The 20,616-nt window shown below is 65.4% G+C and carries 16 protein-coding genes, 1 tRNA gene and 1 pseudogene; 8 read left to right on the top strand and 10 right to left on the bottom strand.

Annotation, left to right across the window (positions count from 1 at the left end; translation table 11 throughout):
* Positions 1–424 precede the first annotated feature (424 nt).
* Genes CMASS_RS09610 through CMASS_RS09600 form a run of 3 tightly spaced genes read right to left on the bottom strand, consistent with a single transcriptional unit; the run spans position 425 to position 4,238 of the window.
* On the bottom strand, positions 425–3,508 hold the full coding sequence (locus tag CMASS_RS09610) for an alpha-(1->3)-arabinofuranosyltransferase domain-containing protein (RefSeq protein ID WP_022863006.1): 3,084 nt from the start codon (positions 3,506–3,508) through the stop codon (positions 425–427).
* 15 nt (positions 3,509–3,523) lie between these two features.
* The gene (locus tag CMASS_RS09605) at positions 3,524–3,721 is read right to left on the bottom strand and encodes a DUF2613 domain-containing protein (RefSeq protein ID WP_022863007.1); all 198 of its coding nucleotides are present in this window, start codon (positions 3,719–3,721) and stop codon (positions 3,524–3,526) included.
* Between the two features lie 46 nt (positions 3,722–3,767).
* Positions 3,768–4,238, bottom strand: a complete 471-nt coding sequence (locus CMASS_RS09600; protein ID WP_022863008.1) for a universal stress protein — start codon at positions 4,236–4,238, stop codon at positions 3,768–3,770.
* Positions 4,239–4,284: 46 nt separating this feature from the next.
* On the opposite strand from CMASS_RS09600, the gene CMASS_RS09595 reads away from it, so the two are divergent.
* The 5 genes and pseudogenes from CMASS_RS09595 (at position 4,285) to CMASS_RS09575 (ending at position 10,091) form a co-directional block, all read left to right on the top strand.
* On the top strand, positions 4,285–5,370 hold the full coding sequence (locus CMASS_RS09595) for a glycoside hydrolase family 3 N-terminal domain-containing protein (protein ID WP_084684407.1): 1,086 nt from the start codon (positions 4,285–4,287) through the stop codon (positions 5,368–5,370).
* A gap of 146 nt (positions 5,371–5,516) precedes the next feature.
* Positions 5,517–7,172, top strand: coding sequence for a VanW family protein (locus CMASS_RS09590; RefSeq protein WP_027018661.1), 1,656 nt, complete (start codon positions 5,517–5,519; stop codon positions 7,170–7,172).
* 20 nt (positions 7,173–7,192) lie between these two features.
* A pseudogene (locus tag CMASS_RS09585) lies at positions 7,193–7,285 on the top strand (class F sortase); the annotation flags it as partial.
* A gap of 277 nt (positions 7,286–7,562) precedes the next feature.
* Positions 7,563–8,750: an IS481 family transposase gene (locus CMASS_RS09580; RefSeq protein ID WP_273665901.1), complete on the top strand. Its 1,188-nt coding sequence runs from the start codon at positions 7,563–7,565 to the stop codon at positions 8,748–8,750.
* 162 nt (positions 8,751–8,912) lie between these two features.
* Positions 8,913–10,091, top strand: a complete 1,179-nt coding sequence (locus CMASS_RS09575) for an IS256-like element IS1249 family transposase (protein ID WP_005323424.1) — start codon at positions 8,913–8,915, stop codon at positions 10,089–10,091.
* A gap of 137 nt (positions 10,092–10,228) precedes the next feature.
* Here CMASS_RS09575 and CMASS_RS09570 read toward each other — a convergent pair.
* A tRNA-Gly gene (locus tag CMASS_RS09570) sits at positions 10,229–10,302 on the bottom strand.
* Between the two features lie 110 nt (positions 10,303–10,412).
* Between CMASS_RS09570 and dcd the strand changes: the two genes are divergently transcribed.
* Both dcd and CMASS_RS09560 read left to right on the top strand, forming a co-directional pair.
* The gene (dcd, locus tag CMASS_RS09565; protein WP_022863035.1) at positions 10,413–10,976 is read left to right on the top strand and encodes a dCTP deaminase; all 564 of its coding nucleotides are present in this window, start codon (positions 10,413–10,415) and stop codon (positions 10,974–10,976) included.
* A gap of 93 nt (positions 10,977–11,069) precedes the next feature.
* Complete coding sequence (locus CMASS_RS09560) at positions 11,070–12,392, top strand: UDP-glucose dehydrogenase family protein (RefSeq protein WP_022863034.1); 1,323 nt, start codon at positions 11,070–11,072, stop codon at positions 12,390–12,392.
* Between the two features lie 545 nt (positions 12,393–12,937).
* On the opposite strand, the gene CMASS_RS09555 is transcribed toward CMASS_RS09560, so the two are convergent.
* The 5 genes from CMASS_RS09555 to CMASS_RS09535 form a co-directional block, all read right to left on the bottom strand.
* Positions 12,938–14,215, bottom strand: coding sequence for a YibE/F family protein (locus CMASS_RS09555; RefSeq protein WP_084684409.1), 1,278 nt, complete (start codon positions 14,213–14,215; stop codon positions 12,938–12,940).
* Positions 14,216–14,270: 55 nt separating this feature from the next.
* Positions 14,271–15,152 carry a GDSL-type esterase/lipase family protein gene (locus CMASS_RS09550; protein WP_022863032.1) on the bottom strand — a complete coding sequence of 294 codons (882 nt, stop codon included), beginning with the start codon at positions 15,150–15,152 and terminating at the stop codon, positions 14,271–14,273.
* Positions 15,153–15,253: 101 nt separating this feature from the next.
* Positions 15,254–16,855, bottom strand: coding sequence for an ABC-ATPase domain-containing protein (locus tag CMASS_RS09545; protein WP_022863031.1), 1,602 nt, complete (start codon positions 16,853–16,855; stop codon positions 15,254–15,256).
* Between the two features lie 27 nt (positions 16,856–16,882).
* Positions 16,883–18,112 carry a pyridoxal phosphate-dependent aminotransferase gene (locus CMASS_RS09540; RefSeq protein WP_022863030.1) on the bottom strand — a complete coding sequence of 410 codons (1,230 nt, stop codon included), beginning with the start codon at positions 18,110–18,112 and terminating at the stop codon, positions 16,883–16,885.
* A 17-nt stretch (positions 18,113–18,129) separates the two neighbouring features.
* Positions 18,130–18,813, bottom strand: a complete 684-nt coding sequence (locus CMASS_RS09535) for a DUF1707 SHOCT-like domain-containing protein (RefSeq protein ID WP_022863029.1) — start codon at positions 18,811–18,813, stop codon at positions 18,130–18,132.
* 74 nt (positions 18,814–18,887) lie between these two features.
* On the opposite strand from CMASS_RS09535, the gene CMASS_RS09530 reads away from it, so the two are divergent.
* Positions 18,888–19,346, top strand: a complete 459-nt coding sequence (locus CMASS_RS09530) for a DnaJ family domain-containing protein (RefSeq protein WP_022863028.1) — start codon at positions 18,888–18,890, stop codon at positions 19,344–19,346.
* Here CMASS_RS09530 and CMASS_RS09525 read toward each other — a convergent pair.
* Entirely contained in the window at positions 19,343–20,545 is a 1,203-nt protein-coding gene (locus CMASS_RS09525) for a glycerophosphodiester phosphodiesterase family protein (RefSeq protein ID WP_156831792.1), read from the bottom strand. The genes CMASS_RS09530 and CMASS_RS09525 overlap by 4 nt on opposite strands.
* Between the last annotated feature and the right edge of the window lie 71 nt (positions 20,546–20,616).

The raw sequence follows: 20,616 nt of genomic DNA, 5'->3' as shown, positions 1-20,616 counted from the left end.
GTGTGAAGATGAAGAGATTCGATGAGCAGAGACATATTTTGTGCCGGTTAATTGGCGTGGCAGTGGCACCGCGACATGGACAGGCAGAGTGATCGGCGACCCAAATATGACCTGCACAGCCGTATCACCGGTGAGGAGAAGATTCGGGCGGTGTGCTTTGAGGGATAGCCGAACGGTATCCCCATTAGGTTCTCCCCAGCAGTACACTCCGCCGCAGAGCTTTGTCATTCGGCCGTCACGAACGCGTCGACGAATCTGGTCAGCGGACAGTCCCCCGTTGTAAACCCCCACGGCGGCTAAGAATATCTTGGTCTTGAATCTACTGCAGGGCACGCACTTAGACGCGTGCCTGTTTTGGGATCCTAAGGGCCTGTGCGGTCCGCAGATCCACGCCTTACGATCCAAATTCAGGCAGTGTCCGGTGTTAGCGATGGCCGCGCGGGGGAAGTGGGGCGACGGCGACAACCAGCGCCGCCCCGCACAGCGCCGCGATGGCCCACGAGTCGCCCGCGTAGCCCGCCGACGGCCACGGCGCCCGCGCCAGCATGGCACCGGCGATGCCGCACAGCACCGGCGAGAGTACGACCGGCGTCACCCAGCGCCGGGCGATGAGCCCGCCTACGCCCGCAATTGCTGCGACGGGCGAGGCCAGCGCCAAAAGAACCAACGCGCAGGCGGTGAAACCACGAGACGGCCAGACACGCCGTCGATCCGCAGAGCCCCAGCGCCCCAGGACCGCGCACGCGAGCGTGACGATGCCCGCCAGCACCCCACCGCCGAAAAGCCAGCCGCGGTACGCGCCGTCGGCGGTGAACGACATGGTGAACTCACCGCCCTGACCTGCAGGGACGACGAACGCCTGGGTCGCGGCGTCGATGGCCCGCGGCTCCAACCTCTCGCCGTCTAAAAAGCCCTCCAGCCCCGGGTTGAACGCCCGGCCGGTGGTGAGAAGTCGGTCGGTGTCGGCCGGTTCGACGCTGCCGTCACTGTCCACGTATCCAGGCTCCGGCAACCATCCCTCCTCGGTCAGAGTCACCCACTCGGCAGAGCCGTCCACGCGGTGGGCGCCGGGGGAGAGGTCGATGACGTCGCCATCGGCAAGCGGGGCGCCATCCAGCGACACCTCCCCGGCCGTGCGCGCGACCACCCGCATCTCTCGGGGCGCGGTGAACTCGCGCACCAGGTTGCCGGTATCGACGAAAAGGCGCTGGAAGGCGAACTGCTTGACCCCCGGGGAGGTGTCGGGCACCGTCACCACCCGCTCGATGGGGTGGCCCACCACGCCGACCTCGGCGAGCCCGACGCGCTTGTCGCCGTCCAGCTCCACGCGCACCGCGTCGGTATCCCCGCCGGGCACGGAGACCGTCTTCTCCTCGCCTTCGGCCAGCTCGACGTCGACGGAGGCATCGCGGGAGCGGACGGTGACGGTGGCATCGGCAGTCGCGCGCACCGTGAGTTTCGGCGCGGTGAAGTCCCCACGCAGTTCCAGCCACGGGTGCTTGTCGCCGGGCGCCGGCTCCCACGCGGTGTCTGGGTCGCCGTCCGTTGCCGCGGTCACGGAGTGGGCCGGGTCGGCACCGGCGAAGGAGTCAACGTCCGCCGCGCTTGACGATGCCCCAACGGACCCACCGCGTTCCTCCACCGCGGTGCGCGGCCCGGCGGACGGGTAGTCGCGCAGCCGGTTGTGCACGCGCGTCTTTTCCGTGGGTGCGACCGGCGCGGAGACTGGGCCGTGGAGCGTGCCGTAGTTGCGGTCGACGAGCATGGGCGTGTCCGTGACGATGTCCGCGTCACGGTCCACCAGCTCCCGCGGCTGGGCGCCGTCCAGCGCGTCTAGGAGGGCGAGCGACTCCCCGCCGCCGGCGACGCGCACGGGGTCGGCGGGGCCGATGGTGATGGAGGGGGAATCGTCAAGCAGCACCACGTCGATCTCGCCAAAGTGGTGGACGGTGCCGGGCAGATCCGCGGCGTCGATGTCGTCGGCGGCCGCGACGTGGTCGTCGAGGTCGTGGCGCAGGAGGACCGCGCCGATGCCCAGGCGCCGCAACGCGCGCGCCCCGGCCTTCGGGTCGTGCTCCAAGACGGCGGTCACCCCGTCCATACCGCGGATCGCCTCCGGCGGGATGAGGGGAATGGAGTCGCGGACGGCCCAGGGGACATCGAGAAGCGCCTGGGCGGGCTCGTCGCGGGTCCAGCCCCACTCCTGGCGCGCGAAGGAGGCGGGCGGGTAGATGAGCGTGCGGGTGCCGGCGGCGTTGTCGTTGACGAAGTCAGCCGCCTCCTGCCAGTAGCCCGGCACTTTCTCGTACGTGCCGCGGGGGAGTAGTTGTCCGTTGAACGCCGGGGCGGCGGACAGTGCGACGACGATGGCGAGGATCATGCCCGCGGCCTGGCGGGGGCGCGGGCGTAGCCAGTCGCGCGGGAGCCCTAAGCGGCTGCCCAGCGTGACCATGCCGATGACCAGCGGCAGACGCACCAGCGGATCGAATTTGTGCACGTTGCGGAACGGCGCCAGCGGGCCGTCAAGCGCGGCGAGGTACCAGCCGGCGTGGAGGCTGAGAATGACGACGCCCACCACCAGCATCGCCGACCAGACCTCGGGCACGCGCCGCGTGGCGATGCCCGCCAGCCCCGCCGCCGCGACCGCCATCGTCAGCAGCACGAACACCGGCTCGGTGGCCAGCGCGGTGCCGGCGACGCGCTCGGTTTCCACGAAGGGCGTCCAGCTCGTGGTCCCGCGCAGCACCTCCGCGAGGTTGAGCCAGCGGGTGGTGACGAAAGAGGACTCGATAAATTCCGTAAACGGCGGCGCGTAGCGGCCCAGCAGCACCAGCGGGCCGAGCCACCACAGGCTCACCGCCGCGCAGCCGATAAACCAGATGGCCAGGCATTTCAGCCCCTGCCAGACCGGCCGCCGCCACACCAGCACCAGCGCGGCCGGCACGCACGCGGCGAGCGTGGCGGTGGCGTTGACCGCGCCCATCAGCGCGACGGGCACGACGGCGGCGGCGAGGTTGCGCCAAGTGATCCGGGCCCCGGAACCCAGCAAAGGAACTATGACCCACGGCGCCAGCATGACCGGCCAGGTCTCTGAGGAGATGGCGGTGAGGGTGGTCAGCGCGCGGGGGCTGAGCGCGTAGGCGATGCCGCCGAGCGCGAGCCACGCCCCGCTCGCCGGGGTGACGCGACGCAGGAGGGCGACCATGCCGAAGTAGCCGACAGAGAGCACCAGTGTCCACCACAGGCGTTGCGCCACCCAGTCGGGCAGAAAATTAGTGAGGAGGAAGAACGGGCCCTGGGGGAAGAGGTAGCCGTAGGCCTGATTCTGCAGCTGGCCGAGGGTGAAGGTGTCGGTGTAGGCGTGCAGCGCGCCGGCCAGAAAGCCGGCCGGGTCGGCGGTGAGATCGTGTTTGGTGTCCGCGGCGACCTCGCCCCACGGCGCCGAAAACGGCAGCCAGACGGTGAGGACGACTGCGAGCCAGCCGACCAGGGTGGCCTTTAGGCGCATGCGCGTGGGGAGAAGTTAGCCGCGGCTGCCGTATTCCGGGCCGCCGAGGACGGCGTTGTCGGCGGGGACGGCGCCATCGGCAGGCGCGGCGTCGGAGCCGGAGAACTGCGCGATTCCGACCACCGTGATGATGCCTAAGGTGATGCCCACGACGGCGCTGCCCACGGCGGGACCGAGGGTGCGCTTGTTTAAGGAATCGCTTTGGACAGCCATGGCGGTGATGCTAGCAGCACCACCGCGGGGAGCGGTTATGCAACACCTATTCGTCTTCCGGCGGAACGATGAACACGGGCCGGCCGGCGTGGCGCACGAGGTGCTCGGCAGTGGAGGTATTCCACAGCGAGCGCATCCCGCCGATGGCGCGGGTGCCGGTGACGATGACGTCGACGTCCAGCTCCTCGGCCGCATCCACGATGGCCTCCGGGATGGTGGTGGCGGATTCCACCAGGTGGGCGCGGGCGGAAAGCCCCAGCGACTCGGCGTGCTGGACGCCGGCGTTGCACACGCGCTGGGCCTCCTCGTAGGCCGGATCGGCGGCGGGATCCTCCGAGCCGCCCACCGGCTGCACGCCGACGCGGGTGACAGAACGCGCCGCCTGGCGCGCGGACGGCTCCCAGGCGGTGAGGAGTTCCACGATGCCGGCGCGCAGGTAGCGCGCGGCGTACTCGATCGCGTGGCTGGCCTGGTCGGTGCCGTCGAAAGCGAGCAGAATCTTCGGGCCTTCGCTCATGGCCCACCACTGTAGCGGGGAAAGGAGATAGGGCACACTAGACACCATGTCTTTTACACCTCGGCAGATTCCGCGTCGTCTTACCGCCGCCGTGGTAGCGGTCGGCCTCGCCGCCAGCGCAACCGGGGCAGGCTGCGCGCACTCGGACGCTCCGCTTGACGATGCCCCATCGACCACCGAGGCACCCACCGACGCTCCCGAGCAAAACCCCCGCGAGCAGATCGCGGCCAAGCTCATGCCGGGCGTGGTCAGCTACGAGGATGCGCGCGCCAAGCTGGAAGCAGGCGTGGGCGGCATCTTCCTCACCAGCTGGGCAGATCCGGGGCTTCTCACCGAGCCGGGCCGCGATATCAACGCGCTGCGCGCCGAGTTCGACCGGCCCTTCGAGGTGGCCATCGACTTCGAGGGCGGCCGCGTGCAGCGCTTCGACGACATCCTGGGCTCGTACCCGTCCGCGCGGGACATGGCAGCCGGCGGCCCGGAGGGTGCGCAGGCCCAGGGCGCGCAGATCGGCGCGACCCTGCGCGATCACGGCATCAACGTCGACTTCGCACCGGTGCTCGACGTGGACGGTGGCGACCTCGAGGTGGTCGGCGATCGCTCGTTTTCCTCCGACCCGCAGCAGGCCGGCGAGCTCGGCGCCGCGTTCGCCCGCGGGCTGCAGTCCTCCGGCGTACGCCCAGTGTTCAAGCACTTCCCGGGCCACGGCCGCGCCTCGGGGGACACGCACCAGGGCGACGCGGTCACCCCGCCGCTCGACGACATGCAAGGCCACGACCTGGTGCCGTACACGCGGGCGCTGCCGGAATCCCAGAGCGACGATCCCGCCACGGCGCCGGGCGTGATGGTCGGGCACATGGTCGTGCCGGGCCTCGGCGACGGCGAGACCCCGTCGAGCCTCAACCCGGACGCCTACGGCCTTTTGCGCGATCAGTTCGGGTTCGGCGGGACGGTCTACACCGACGATCTCACCGGCATGCAGGCGATCACGGACCGCTTCGCGCCTGCCGATGCCGCCACCGCCGGCCTTGCCGCCGGCGCCGACGTGGTGCTGTGGTCGGCGGAGGCCGATATCAACGAGGTCCTCGATACAGCAGAGCAGGCCGCCCGCGACGGCAGGATTCAGGTTTAACGTGAAACACTAAGCGCCCAGCGACTAGTGCTAACCGTGGTGGAACGGATACTGTCTTTGCTGTGAATAACCAACGAATCGGCCACTCCGCGCACGCTGACCACGCTGACGGCGGGCAAAAGTCCCGTGGCGCGCGGGGCTGGGCTATCACCCTCGGCATTCTGGTGGGCCTTTTCGTCATCGCGGGCGTCGCGTACGCCATCGACGTGGTCTCCAACCAGGGCAAGGTGCCGCGGTCCGTCTCCGTCGGCGGCGTGGACATTTCCAACATGGAGCGCCACGCCGCGGTGCAGAAGCTCAAAAAAGAGCTCGGCGGGGTGGAGGACAACCCAGTCACGGTCAAGGCCGGCGACCAGCACGCCGAGTTCATCCCCGCGGAGGCGGGGCTCAGCATGGACTACCAGGCCGCGGTCGATTCCATCGATGACGCCTCGCTCAACCCCATCGCGCGCGTCTACAGCTTCTTCCGGCCGATGGAGGAACGGTCCATCGACACGCAGGTGGACGAGGACGCACTCGGCCCGCAGCTGGAACGCCTCCACGACGAGCTGACGGTGGAGCCGAAGAACGCCACCCTCGAGCTGGACGGTGCGGAGATCAAGAAGACCCCGGAGGTCATCGGGCAGAGCATTGACGATGCCGAGCTGAACACCAAGGTCCGCGAGGACTGGCTCGACCCAGACGGCGTCGAGGTAGCGGCCGAGGAGCAGAAGCCGGCCATCGGCAACAAAGCGGTGGACGAGCTTGCCGATGGCGACCTCAAACGCGCCCTCGACGGCCCACTGAAGCTCAAGGGCCGCGACGACGTGACGGCGGAGATTTCCCCGGAGCACATCGCGGACATCGTCAGTATCCGCGAGGACCCGGAGAAGCACTCGCTGGCCCTCGACGTCGACGCCGAGGCCGCGCAGGGCATCTTCGCGGAGACCCTCTCGTCGACGGAGAAGCCGAAGCGCAACGCGGACATTGACTTTTCCGGCGGGAAGAAGCGCGTCATCCCGCACTCCGACGGCGTGTCCCTGGACTGGGAGAATACCATGGACGGCTTCCCGGACCGCGTGACCGGATCGAAGGGCCGCGAATGGGACGCCGCGTACACGGACGATCCGGCGACCTTCACCACGGAAGACGCCGAGCGCGCCAGCTTCGACGACACCCTGGGTGAGTTCACCACCAGCGGATTTTCCAAGGACTCGGGCCGCAACATCCAGTTGGTGGCCGACAAGGTGAATGGCGCCATCGTCGCGCCGGGCGATACGTTCTCCCTCAACGGCTACACCGGCCCCCGCGGGGAGGCCCAGGGCTACGTGAAGTCGGGCATCATCATCGACGGCCACGCCGGTGAGGCCGTCGGTGGCGGCATCTCGCAGTTCGCCACGACCCTCTACAACGCGGAGTACTTTGCGGGCATGGGCGATGTGGCGCACACGCCGCACAGCTACTACATCAACCGCTACCCGGCCGGCCGGGAGGCCACCGTCTACGAGGGCGCCATCGACCTAGCGTTCAAGAACACCTCGAAGTACCCGGTGCGTATTGAGACCAGCTACACCGACAACGACATCACGGTGCGCCTGAAGGGTGTGAAGACTGTGGACGTCGAGTCGGTGAACAACGGCCGCTGGGCGCAGACCCAACCCACCGAGATGAAGGTACCGGGCGACGAGTGCAGCCCGTCCAACGGCAACCCGGGCTTTACCACCTCGGACACCCGCATCATCCGCGACCTGAAGGGCAACGAGCTCGACCGGCAGACCACCACGACGGTGTATGACCCACAGCCGATTGTGAAGTGTTCCTAAGGGGTGACGGCTACGCAGCGAAGTTCGTGCTCATCACGTGCGGCGGCGAATTCGTCGGCGGTCAGCTCGGCTACGCGGAGAACATCATCACGGTTGCGGAGCCCATCGATTAGCAGGCGTGCGGTGCACAGTTGGGGCACGCTGTTTAGAAATACGAAGAGCGCCCGCTGAAAGCAGCAGTAGCTTTCGGCGGGCGCCCTTTTGTCAACGATGTCGCGACACAGGACAAATGGAGCCGACGACGGTGTCTGAAGTCATGACATAGTTTACAAATCTGTTCTGGGGAAACGTCACTGACAGTTGACAGGTGTGTCGGGACATCCTTTACATCCCCAGCCGGGGCGAAGGCACGATGACAGTTGACAGGTGTGTCGCGTCATCGTTGACAGCATGAATAGTCCGAACCGCAATCTCGCGATCATCAAAGCTGTCCGTGAGCAACACCAACCAGTCGCCCGAGTCGCTACGCGTTTCAACGTGTCCCGCCAGTGGGTCTACGCCTTACTCCGCCGCTACGACACTGGCGGCCCACAAGCGGTAAAGCCGAAGTCGAAAGCACCGCACTCCAACCCACGCGCAGTATCCAAAAAGCTCAAGAAAACCATCATCAACATGCGCAAACAACTCGACCACTCCGGGCTGGATTCCGGGGCAGAAACCATCCAGTTCCACCTGGAACAACAAGGTATGTATGCCCCATCTACCTCGACGATCGTGCGCATCCTCCGCGACCACGGCCTCGTGCAGCCAGAACCAAAAAAGCGGCCGAGAACCTCATTTATCCGCTTCGAAGCATCCCGCCCCAATGAATGCTGGCAAGCAGACATCACACACGCATATCTCACCGGCGGAAGACGCGTCGAAATCCTCGACTTCATCGACGACCACTCCCGACTGCTGCTGTCCATTACAGCCAGCCGGTCCTTTTCTGGGCCTGCCGTCGCCGACGAACTATCACACCTCATCAGCGACTTCGGCCCACCACAATCCACCCTCACCGACAACGGGCTGGTGTTTACCGCCCGCAACGCCGGGGCAAAAGGCGGCCGTAACGCCTTCGAAAAACTCATCCGCAACCACCGGATCCAACAGAAAAACGGCAGGCCAGGACACCCACAAACCCAAGGAAAAATCGAACGATTCCACCAAACACTCAAACGGTGGCTATCGCGCCAACCCACCGTCAACACCATCGACGAACTACAACAACAACTCGACCGATTCGCCGCCTACTACAACACCAACCGCCCACACCGAGCCCTCGGCAGACGCACCCCATACGAGGTCTACAACGCATCCACGAAAGCCAGCCCCGACGACAACCCCACCGAAGAATGGCGCACACGCAACGACAAAGTCGACAAAGCCGGCCGCTGCACCATCCGCTACGCAGGCAGGCTTTACCACCTAGGAATGGGCCGAAAATACACCGGCCACCACGTCCTGATGATCATCAAAGACCGCCACATCACCACATCACTCAAAGACACCGGCGCCATCATCACCGAGCACTACATCGACACCAGCCGCAACTACCAAGCCCCAATCTGGAAACACGGCGAACCCCCACTCAACTAACGGGTTAAGGGTCAAAAAGTGTGTCCGGAATCGCGGATTTTCACGGATTGACCTGTAGGTTTCCGGAAAGTATATGCTCCGGAAGCATATATCTAGCCCCCGACGGGAAATCCTCGGTGTGGCAGCCGTGATGTGCTATGCGCGGCGTGGTGTGGTGTCGCAATGTCGAAGAACCAACCACGCTGCCACTGCGGCGGTGAAATGAAACGCAACGGCACCACCAGCAAAGGCACCACCAGATGGCGCTGCAAACAATGCGGCGCCTCCAGCGTCAAACGTCGAAACGACATCACCAACGCGGCAGTGTTCACCCAGTTCATCGAGCATTGCACCACCGCAATATCACTCGACGACCTAGCCAAACGAAACGGTGTTAGCCGCGCCACCATGAAGCGGCGCTTCAAGTGGTGCTGGCTCGTTGATGTGCCTGACCCCACCGCCGGCCACCACAAGCGGATCTACGACCAGGTATTTCTCGATGGCACCTACACCGCCGGTGGCTGCCTGATCGTCGCGGCGACCATCGACCACGTGATCGCCTGGCACTGGTGCAAACACGAAACCACCCGCGACTACCAACTGCTGCTTGAACGCATCGAAGCCCCACTCATCGCCGTCATCGACGGCGGCCAAGGCGCATACAGCGCAATCAAAAAGTGCTGGCCGACTACGAAAATTCAACGCTGCCTCGTCCACGCCCAACGCGTGGTCCGCCGCTACACCACCACCAACCCACGCACCGATGCCGGGCGCACCATCTACCGACTTGCGCTGAAACTGACCCGGATCACCACACTGGATGAAGCCGCCGCGTGGGGTGTGCAACTGCACGAGTTTTCAACGATCTACCGGGAATGGATGAACGAGAAAACCATGATCAAAGACCCCAAAACAGGTGCATGGACCCGCGTGTGGACCCACCACAACGTGCGCAAGGCCTACAACAGCCTCAACCATCTTTGGCGGTCCGAGATGCTGTTTGTCTACCTCAACCCGCCAGCAGGAGTCCTTGCGCCCGAGCGGATCAAATCCACCACCAACAGCTTAGAAGGCGGCATCAACGCCCAGCTCAAACTGCTCGCCAGAACCCACCGCGGCAGATCAGGCGAACGACAACGCCGCATGCTGGATTGGTGGCTCTACTTAAAAACGGAACTGCCTGACGATCCAGTACGAATCGCCAGGCAGTCCGACTGGGGCCAGGGCCAACTCGCCAAAGTATCCACCCTGACCCAAACCGAGAACCAAGCCGACCACGAAACAGGACGCCCAGCCCTCTACGACAACGCTATCGACACCGACTACACCCACTCAATCGGCATTCAAAAAGGCCAAATCTAACCCCCGCGACACGCCGAGCCAGACACACATTTTGACCCTTAACCCCAAAAGGCGCCCACCGAGAACAAAAACTCGGCGGACGCCCATCTGTCAACGATGTCGCGACAGTTTTGTCAACTATGACGCGACACAGGACATGGAGCCGACGACGGGAATCGAACCCGCGCCAGCAGCTTGGGAAGCTGCGGTTCTACCATTAAACTACGTCGGCACTTGCGCTTTCGCGCTTTCCGTAGCTTAGCACTCGGCGGGGCGGATTGGAAAAAATCGGGGGCCGACGGCACGCGGTGTCGGTGAGGTACGGCAGGTAGGATAAGCTCCGTGCTTCTTTCCGATCGTGACATCCGTGCCGCCGTAGACTCCGGAGACTTAAGTATCGAGCCGTTCCAGGCCGACCTCGTCCAGCCGTCCAGCGTGGACGTGTGCCTGGACAAGTATTTCCGGGTCTTTAACAACTCGCGGTACACGCACATCGATCCGAAACAGGAGATGGCCGAGCTTACCAGCCTGAAAGAGGTTGAGGACGGCGACGGGTTCGTCCTCCACCCGGGTGAATTCGTGCTCGCGTCCACCGCGGAGCGCTTCAGCCTGCCACCACACCTCGCGGGCCGGTTGGAAGGTAAGTCGTCCCTCGGCCGGTTGGGGCTGCTGACCCATTCCACCGCGGGTTTCATTGACCCCGGTTTCAGCGGCCACATCACGCTCGAGCTGTCGAACATGGCGAACCTGCCGATTACCCTGTGGCCGGGCATGAAGGTCGGCCAGCTGTGCCTGTTCCAGCTGAGCTCCCCGGCGGAGGCGCCGTACGGCACCGGATCGCTGGGGTCGAAGTACCAGGGTCAGCGCGGGCCGACCCCGTCGAAGTCCTACCTCAACTTCCGCTAAGCGCTTCCCGGCAGCCGCCGTGTACGCGACCGTCAACTGCCTGTCGCGCAAAAGTCACTACGCGTTTACCTTGGCTGGGTAGGCTAGCGCCTTATGAAAATGACTGTGATTGGCACCGGGTACCTCGGTGCGACGCACGCGGCATGCATGGCGGAACTGGGCCACGACGTGCTGGGCGTAGACGTGGATGAGGCCAAGATTGCATCGTTAAGCGCCGGCAAGGTCCCCTTCTTCGAGCCGGGCCTGCCGGAGGTCCTCGAGCGCAACATCGACTCCGGCCGCCTCGCGTTTACCACCGACTACGCGCAGGCAGCCGAGTTCGCCCACGTCCACTTCCTCGGCGTGGGCACCCCGCAGCAGCACGGTTCCTACGCGGCGGATCTCACCTACGTGCGCGCGGTCATCGAGTCGCTTGTGCCGCACCTTTCGGGCCATCACGTCATCCTGGGCAAGTCGACCGTCCCGGTTGGCACCGCGGCGGACCTGCAGGAACTGGCCGACTCCCTCGCCCCGGAGGGAGCCTCGGTAGAGATCGCCTGGAACCCCGAGTTTCTGCGCGAGGGCTACGCCGTCAAGGACACCATCACTCCGGACCGCATCGTCCTCGGCGTGCGGGACGGCGAGAGCACCGCGGAGGAGATCGCCCGCGAGATTTACGCGCGCCCGCTGGCCAGTGACACCCCGTTCATCGTCACCAATCTCGCCACCGCGGAGCTGGTGAAGGTGGCGGCCAACTCCTTTTTGGCCACCAAGATTTCTTTCATCAACGCCGTCTCCGAGCTGTGTGAGGTTGCAGGGGGCGACGTGCTTGCGCTTGCCGATGCCATCGGCCACGACGAGCGCATCGGCCGCAAGTTCTTAGGCGCCGGTCTGGGCTTCGGCGGTGGTTGCCTGCCCAAGGACATCCGCGCATTCATGGCGCGTGCGGGAGAGCTCGGCGCCGACCAGGCGCTGACGTTCCTCCGCGAGGTCGACGCCATCAACATGCGCCGCCGCGACCGCGTGGTCGCGCTGGCGAAAGAGATGCTTGGCGGGATGCTCCTGGGACACCGCGTGACGGTGCTGGGCTGCGCCTTCAAGCCCAACTCCGACGATGTGCGCGACTCGCCGGCGCTCGCGGTGGCGGGCCAGCTCTCCCTCGCTGGTGCAGCAGTCACCGTCTACGACCCGCAGGGCATGGACAACGCCAAGAAGGTCTTCCCGACGCTGGACTACGCGGCGGATCTCGATGCCGCGCTCAACGGCAGTGAACTCGTCATCCTGGCCACCGAGTGGAAGCAGTTCAAGGAGCTCGACCCCCAGGAGGCGGGCAAGCGCGTCGCCGCGAAGAACTTCATCGATGGCCGCAACGTCTTGGACGTCGATGAGTGGCGCGCCGCCGGCTGGAACCTGCAGGCGCTCGGCCGAGCGGTGTAACCAAAGCCAGTAAAGTTGACTTTCCCCAGCCATGGATAGAGAAAAGATCATTGATTCGCTGGGGAGGGCCCGTTTTCAACCCTATTTGGATGCAGTAGGCGGGAATAGAAAAGCGGCTCTCCACGCCGTTGAACTCATTAACAGCGAGGAAGCGCAAAGACGCACTTGCCCTTGCAAAGAAGGCTGCAAAACAACGTGGATCAGGTCACCCTCGGTACGGTTTGTCGATAACGCATGATGACGTACTTTCCCACACGAACCGCTTGAGGCTTTGGGAAGAAGCATTGAGCAAGGCGTTCCCTCACGCCTTTTGAACATCGACGTGAAGGACATAATTAAGGACATAATTGCCGATGCATTCGCGTTGGTAGGAACGATTGATCCGCAACTCCAAGAGTGGTTGAGCGGCACTAGTTCGGTTGGAGCAGTTTTACGGGACCGGCCGCGCATAAGAAAATGAGCCTGCTGGCGTGTTCTATCCAGCAGACCCATTCTCGCTCATGGTAAGGGACCTTGTCCTACCTTCTGCGGCTACGATTTATGCTTTATTTGTTACCTTGCCAAAGATCTTCTCGTGAGCGTGTCGGCACGGTCCACGCCGCGATGAGCGTGGTGAGCGGTACTGCCAGGGCGAGAGCCAGCGCGCCGACGCCGGAGCGCAAAAGCTCCGTGGCCATGAGGTCGCTGCCCAACAGGGAGCCGGCGTGCTGGTGCGATGCCTGCATCATCATCAGCAGGGGGAGCATCGCGCCGGCGTAGGTGAGCACGATGGTGTAGACCACCGAGGAAATGTGGTCACGGCCCACCTTCATCGCGGACGCAAACAGCTGTAATGGCCCGGCATCTGGGTTGGACTGAGACAGCTCGGTGACGGTGGAGGCTTGGCCGATGGTGACATCGTTTAGCCCGCCCAGCGTGCCCACGATGAAGCCACACAGCAGCACCCCGACGATGGATACACCGGGCATGTACAGCGCGAGGTGGAGGTTGTCCTCCGAGCTCATGCCTTGCAGGTGGGTGGAGCCAATAGCCACGCGCGCGAGAACCGCTGCCACCGCGAGCGCGACCATATTGCCGCCCAGCGCGGAGGCCGACTTCCAGTTCAACCCGTGCACAATCGGCACGCTGAGCAGGATGATGGCGCTGCAGGCCGTGAGCGCGAGTGCCACTGGGTGGCTGCCCGCAGCGAGCCCGGGGAGCAGGAAGAAAAATACGACGCCCAAAGACAGCGCAAGGGCGATGAGGGAGCGCAAGCCGTGCCAGGCGGCGAAGGCGACGATGGCCGCCGCCACGATGACGCCCCAGAGGAGAAGGGACGTGCCGCGCTGGTAGTCCGCGAACGCGTAGGATGCGGTGCCGGCCTCGTCGTGGACGACGGACAGCACGATCTTGTCGCCCTCGTTGAGCTGCGGCTCGCCGGGCACGCCGTAGTGCGTGAGCGTGGTGGTCTCACCTTCTGCGTCGCCGGAGGTGATGGCGACGGTGGCTGTGCGGCACTCGTGGGGCTCTTCCGGCTGTGGTGATTCCGGCTGCGGTGACGCGGGCTGGGCCTGGCACTGCTCCACCGCGGTGACCTCGCCGTTGACGCGGGGCTGGTTGAGCGAATACGTCTGGGCGAACTCGTCGGAGGTGGCGTCCTCCGTGGAGGCGTGCGGCCAGAGGGCGACCAGCCCGATGGCGGTGACGACCGCGACAAACGCCAGGGCGATGAGGAGAGTCAGACGCGGCTGGGTCATCCCGCCGTCCGGCACCGCATCGTGCGAGTGCGCGTGGGAGTGCGTGGCCGGGCGCGCGGCGGGTTTCGTGGCATGGTGTCGTCCCATACGCACTATTGTGAACTATTTTCAATAGTAGTGCGAATGAGGTGCGGCCGACTCGTTAGAGGTGCGCGGACACCTGGTCGGCGATGAAGGACGAACCAGCGCGGGACGGGTGAACCGTCATGTGGTAGTTCGGCGTCGTGGTATCCACGCCGCCGGCAACCCAGCGCTGCGCATCCGGCGCGCAGCTGTTGTGCGCCTGCGAGCCGGACTTGATGTCCACGAAAGTGCCGCCGATGCGGTTGGCCGCCTCCTGCTGGTTGGCGCGGTTGCGGTTTTCCAAGTCCTGGATGATCGGCACGGGGAAGCCAATCGGCGCGTTCGGGATGACGTTGAGCCAGCAGAAGTTGTTCGGGAACGCCGGATCCGTCGCGGCGAGCATGCCCACCATGAGGACCTGCGCGTTCGGGGCCACGGACTTGATCTTCGCGTTCGCCGCGTCGATGTTGGCCAGGTAGTTCGCCCGGACCTTCTCCGGCTGGAGGGCGTTGACGCCACCATCAGCGCTCAATCCGTTGAAGTCGATGGCGCCCACGGCTACCGCCACGGTCGCGGTGCCTTCGTGGAGATCGCCGGCGGCAATTGCCTGATCGATGCGCCCCAGAAGGGACCCCGAGGACATCGCGTTGCAGGACCAATCGGCAACGTCCCGGCCGGTCTTCTGCGCGAGCTGGCGCGGCCAGTTATCCGGCGCCTGCAAGCAGCCGCCCTTGCTCGGGTAGTCGTGGTCCATCAGCTCCGTGCTGAGCCCGCCGCGGAGCTTCAGCGTGTTTTGGATCTGGTCCGGGTTGGCCGTGTACGAATCGCCGAGCGTGACGATGTTGCCCGCAGGCGCTGCGGAGGCGGGGACCGGGGTGGTGCCCGCGCTTACCGCGAAGGCGGCAGCGGCGATGGCTCCTGCGAGGTGGCGCAGGCGGGTGTGGCGGAAAAGACGGCGCATGAGCGATATAACTTTCTAGAACGGCGTTAAGTTATCCTATTCTTTCTAGGGCAAAAGAACGGAAAACGCCAATAATCGCAACGTGCCCACTACTTCGTCGCCTACATCCCGCGGTAGCGGTTGACCGCCCCGAGCAGCTCCTGCTTGCGCGGCAGGGCCAGCCGGCCGGGGTGCCCGCGGTGCCCGGAGACGGCATCGAGGCCGCCGTCGGCGATGCGGGCGAGGAAATCATCGGCAAGCGCGGCCAGCGGCGCGGAATCGCTGCGGGTGCGCAGGAAGTTCATAAACGCCGCGATGGTCCGCGTCTGCGACGGATCGACCAGCTGGGTCAGCGCCTGGATGTCCAGGGTCTGCTTACCCACGCGGATGATGCCCAGGCCCTTCGCCTGCGGCGGTTTCGGCCCGCGCTTGCCCTTGCCTTTGCCCAGGTTGATGGCGTCTGCCGGCAGGGTGCGCGGCGTGGGCATCGGGAACGCAGGTTGCTTGTCGATGTCCTCCGCCAGCGCCTTTGCCCGCTCCGTGACGTTGTAGGGGTGGTACTCCGCGAGCTGGATGACCGTGTCCGCGACGTCGATAAACGCGCCGGAGCCGCCGGCGACGAGGACGGTGCTCACGCCGGCATCGGCAAGCGCACGCACCCGATCGACCAGCGGCGTGATGGGTTCCTTGTCGGTGGGCACGAGCCGGCGCATGCGGGCGTCGCGGATCATGAAGTTGGTCGCGGAGGTGTCCTCGTCGATGAGCAGGGTGGACGCGTCCGCCTCCAGCGCCTCGATGAGGCCCGCGGACTGCGAGGTGGACCCGGATGCGTTCGGCGTGGAGAAGTCGTGGGTGTCGGTGCCCTGCGGCAGGTTGTTGATGAACTGCGAGATATCCACGCCCGTGACCGCGCGGCCGTCCTCGGCGCGCAGGGACGCGGCATCGGAAACGGTGATGGCGAACTCGCGGCCGTCGCCCGCGACGTGGTTGTACACGCCGCGCTCCAACGCCTTGAGCAGCGTCGACTTGCCGTGGTAGCCGCCGCCGACGATGAGCGTCACACCCTGCGGCACGCCCATGCCGGTGACCGTGCGGCCCGACGGCAGGGTGAAGTCCTCGCGCAGCGAGTCTGGCGACTGGAATGGCACAGCGCCCGCGGCGGGCAGCTCCGAGTCGCCGGAGCGGCGCGGCAAAATCGCGCCGTCGGCGAGGAAGCCGACCAGCCCGCGCTCGGGCAGCTGCGCGCGCAGGGCCTCCTGGTCGCGGTAGAGCTCCACCGCGTCGCGCAGGTCCGCGTCGTCGAAGTCGAGCGCCTCGTCGATGGCCGCCGGCAGGTCGTCGCACAACAGGCGGCGGGCGGCACGCCCCAGGATGCGGCGGCCGCGGGCGGGTAGCTGCGCCTCCATGCGCAGCGCCAGCTCGTCGCCCTGGAACACGACGGTGGCGCGCTGGAGGACCTGCTGGCCCGGGGCATCGATAAACAAGCCCTGGCCCAGCGCGCGGTGCAGCCGGCGAGTGAGGAAGTCCGCGGCCGCGACCCCCTCCCACTCTTCCGGCACCGGGTTATCGGTGATGACCTGGATGAGCGACGGCGGCGCAAACGGATCGGACTGCACCTTGTCCACGATGAGGCGGTAATCGCCCAACTGGTGGGAGCCGTGCAGCTTCTTGTATCCGCCGTAACCGGAGCCGTCCAGATTGCCCAGAAGAGAAGGAAGGGACATTGATTCTCCTTTCGCGGTTGAAAGCGTCTACTGCCGGTAGCTGGCCAGGAAGTTACCCAGCCGCTCTATGGCGTTTTCCAGCTGGGACGCCCACGGCAGAGTGACCACGCGGAAGTGGTCCGGGGTGGGGAAGTTGAACCCGGTTCCCTGGACCATGAGGATCTTCTCCTTGCGCAGGATGTCCAGCATCAGCTGGGTGTCATCGTGGATCTCGTAGACGTTCGGATCCAAACGCGGGAAGCAGTACAACGCGCCGCGCGGCTTGACCACGTCCACGCCCGGGATCTCGCTCAGGCGCTGGTAGGCGATGTCGCGCTGGCGGCGCAGGCGCCCGCCTTCCGCGGTGAGCTCGTAGATGGACTGGTTGCCGCCGAGTGCGACCTGGATGGCGTGCTGGGCCGGCACGTTGGGGCACAGGCGCGTGCCGGCGAGCAGTTCAATGCCCTCCAAGAAGCCTTCCGCGTGGTGCTTCGGGCCGGTGATGACCATCCAGCCGGAGCGGTAGCCGGCGACGCGGTAGGCCTTGGACAGGCCATTGAAGGTGATGGTGAGCAGATCCGGCGCGAGGGAGGCCAGCGAGATGTGTTTCGCGTCGTCGTAGAGGATGCGGTCGTAGATTTCATCGGCAAGCAGCAGCAGGTCGTGCTCGCGGGCAATGTCCACGATGGCTTGCAGCGTTTCCCGGGAGTAGACCGCGCCGGTCGGGTTGTTCGGGTTGATAACGACGATGGCCTTGGTCTTGTCCGTTACCTTGGACTTGATGTCCTCGATGGACGGGTTCCACTCGTCTTCCTCGTCGCAGATGTAGTGCACCGGGGTGCCGCCCGCGAGCGAGGTCGCCGCCGTCCACAGCGGGTAGTCGGGGGAGGGGATGAGGATCTCGTCGCCGTCGTTGAGCAGGGCTTGCGTCACCATGGAGATGAGCTCGGAGACGCCGTTGCCCAGGTAGACATCGTCGATGTCGAAGCGCGGGAAGTCCTCGAGCTCGTAGCGCGTGACGATGGCCCGCCGCGCCGAAACAATGCCCTTCGACGTGGAGTAGCCCTGGGAGTGCGGCAGCGCGGAGATCATGTCGCGCATGATGACGTCCGGCGCGTCGAAGCCGAAAGCAGCGGGGTTGCCGGTGTTGAGTTTCAGAATGTTGTGGCCGTCTTGCTCCATCCGCTCCGCTTCGGCGGAGAGCTCACCGCGGATGTCGTAGGCGACGTTTTTGAGCTTGTCGGATTGGTCGAACTGACGGCGCTTGGAAGAAGTCATGGCACACAATTGTGCCACTACGAATTATCACCGCTCCACCCATCGAGCTTCCGGCGGGCAAATTTGAGGGCATCGCCGGTCAAGTCGCTGGCCTGTTGGCGGCGCTCGGCCCACTGGCGCGACTCGATCGCGCGGCGTTCGGCGCGCTCACGCGCCTGGCTGGCCTCCAGTTCGCGCAGGCGCTCGCGCTCCAGTTGTTTTGGCGACGGCGTGTTCCACGACTCCGGGCCCACCTTCATCACGTAGAGGAGAATCCAAATAGCCGGGATGAGGAACGTGAGGACGGCGCTGCCCGCGAGCCCGGCGATAGTGGTGCCGGACCCCACCGCGTCGAGGCCCGCGACAAAGGAGATGGGCGCGCCGACAATGCCCGCCAAAGAGACCAAGAGGGCCGTGCCCAGCCGCTGCTTGCGGCCGCTGGCGCGTGCCGCCTCAATCTCGCTGGTGGAGTAGTGCTTTTCCAGCGCCCCGCCGTGCGCAGTATGGGGCGCGTCAGGGCCTGGGATGTCTGCGAACAGCGGTGTGAGGTCGCTGCGGGTGCGCGCGTCCGCGACCGCCTGGCAGCGCTCGTCGAACTCGCCCATGTCGATGCGGCCTTCGCCCATCGCATGGCCCAGTGCCGCGATGGCGTCACTGCGGTCCTGGTCGGACAGGCGCAGCGCATCGTCGTACGGGCGGGAGTCCGATTGGTAGGTGTTCACGCCTAGGGATTTTATCTTCTGGGGTGGACACGGGGAAAGCACACGCAAAGTGGTGGACATTACTCTAGGACGGCATGAGCGATGCGTCCGGAAATGATGGTGGCACCGGGGAAGAGCAGCAAGGTCTGCCGCCGGGCCGGAAACCGAGTGGCATGCGTTTTGAATCCTTCGTGGACCGCCAAATCCGCCTGGCCGCAGAGCGCGGGGATTTTGACAACCTCCCTGGCGCCGGGAAACCGCTGCGTGACGAAACCCCGCGGGATCATGGATGGTGGATCAAGGACTACGTGGCCCGCGAGGGGCTATCCGGTGAGTCCCTGTTGCCGCCGGCACTTAAACTGCGCCGTGAGCTAGAAAAGCTGCCTGCCCGCGCGGCGCGCTGCGATACGGAAGAACAGGCGCGGGAGCTCGCCCGGGCGCATAACCGCCAGGTCGCCGAGTATTACCGCAGTGGCCCCGGCAGTGGTCCGAACATTCCGGTGCGCGCGGCCGACGCGGATGAGCTAGCGAAGGCGTGGCGCGCGGCTCACTAGGCGGAGTAGTCGATACCGCGCTCGTTCAAGATGTCGCGCAGGGCCGTGGGGAAGTCGGTGATCACGCCGTCCACGCCGGTGTCGATGAGCCGGTTCATGTCATCCGGTTCGTTGGCCGTCCACGGCATAACCGGCAGGTTGTGCTCGTGGGCACCGTTAACCATCTCGGCGTCCACCAGGGAGTACTCGGGGGAGAGCATGTCCGCGTCGAGTTTTTCCGCCGCCTTGGCGATGTCGCCGTCCACGTCGTCGTAGTCCACCTTCCCGGTCCACGGAGAACCGGACGTCCAGGTGTCGGCGCTCCACAGCATGACGGTATCCAGCTTCGGCTCCGCCTTCTTCACCAGCGGGAGGGAGCTCCAGTCGAAGGATTGGATGGTGGTTCGCTCGACCAGATCGCGTTCCTGTAGCTCCGGGACGATGGTGTCGACGAATTCCTGCGGGGTGGCGGACTTCGCGGGGTCGTCGGCTTCGATTTTGGTCTCGATGTTGAAGCGCACGTCGTGGTCTTTCGCCATGTCGAGAACCTCACCAAGCTGGAGCAAGCGGTTGTCTTCGGTGTGCTGGGCGTCAGGGAAGTCGGCTAGTGCCTTGTTGCAGTTGAGCGTCTGCAGTTGTTCGAAGGTGAGGTCGTGGACGGCCTTGCCCACATACGGGAACTGCGGGTCGTCCTTGGCCACCGGCTCGGTGTCCGCGCACTTTTCCGCCTTAATGTCCGGGTCGTGCCAGACCACCGGCACACCGTCCTTGGACAGCACGATGTCGAATTCCAGGGTCGTGACTCCCATATCGAGTGCGTGCTGGAAAGCCTCGCGGGACTCTTCGGTGTTCTCGCCGCGGCCGCCGCGGTGTGCCTGCAGGTCGAATGTTTCGGTCATGCGGTCCGCGGTGGCCTCCGTCGAGGCGGCGCCTGCTCCCGCGCCAGCGCCCGCAGCTTCCGCGGCGTGGTCATCGCTCGGCTCGTCGTCGCGGTCGTGGCGACCCTTCGTGCCGTGCCACTCCTCGTCGGCGCGTTGCGCACCGTCGCGCATGTCCTTCTCACCGCGGCCAGCGATGGCCGACTCGACATTGTCCGGAATGCCCGCGTCGGTCACGCTCGTCGGCCCAGGGTTAGCGGAGCATCCAGCGAGAATGAGCGCGGCCGGCACGGTGGCCGCGAAGTAGCGGGCGATGCGAGAAGAACGAGTAGTAGAGCGCACGGTGTGCAGACCTTTCGAGTTGAGTGCGTTGCCCCACGGTCGAGGCCTACCGGCGATGGTATCTGTGCGCG

Origin of the sequence: Corynebacterium massiliense DSM 45435, assembly GCF_028609805.1 — a bacterium.
Classification (GTDB): Bacteria; Actinomycetota; Actinomycetes; order Mycobacteriales; family Mycobacteriaceae; genus Corynebacterium; species Corynebacterium massiliense.
Note: the sequence above shows the minus strand (reverse complement) of the source record. Positions and strands in the feature narration are given on the sequence as shown.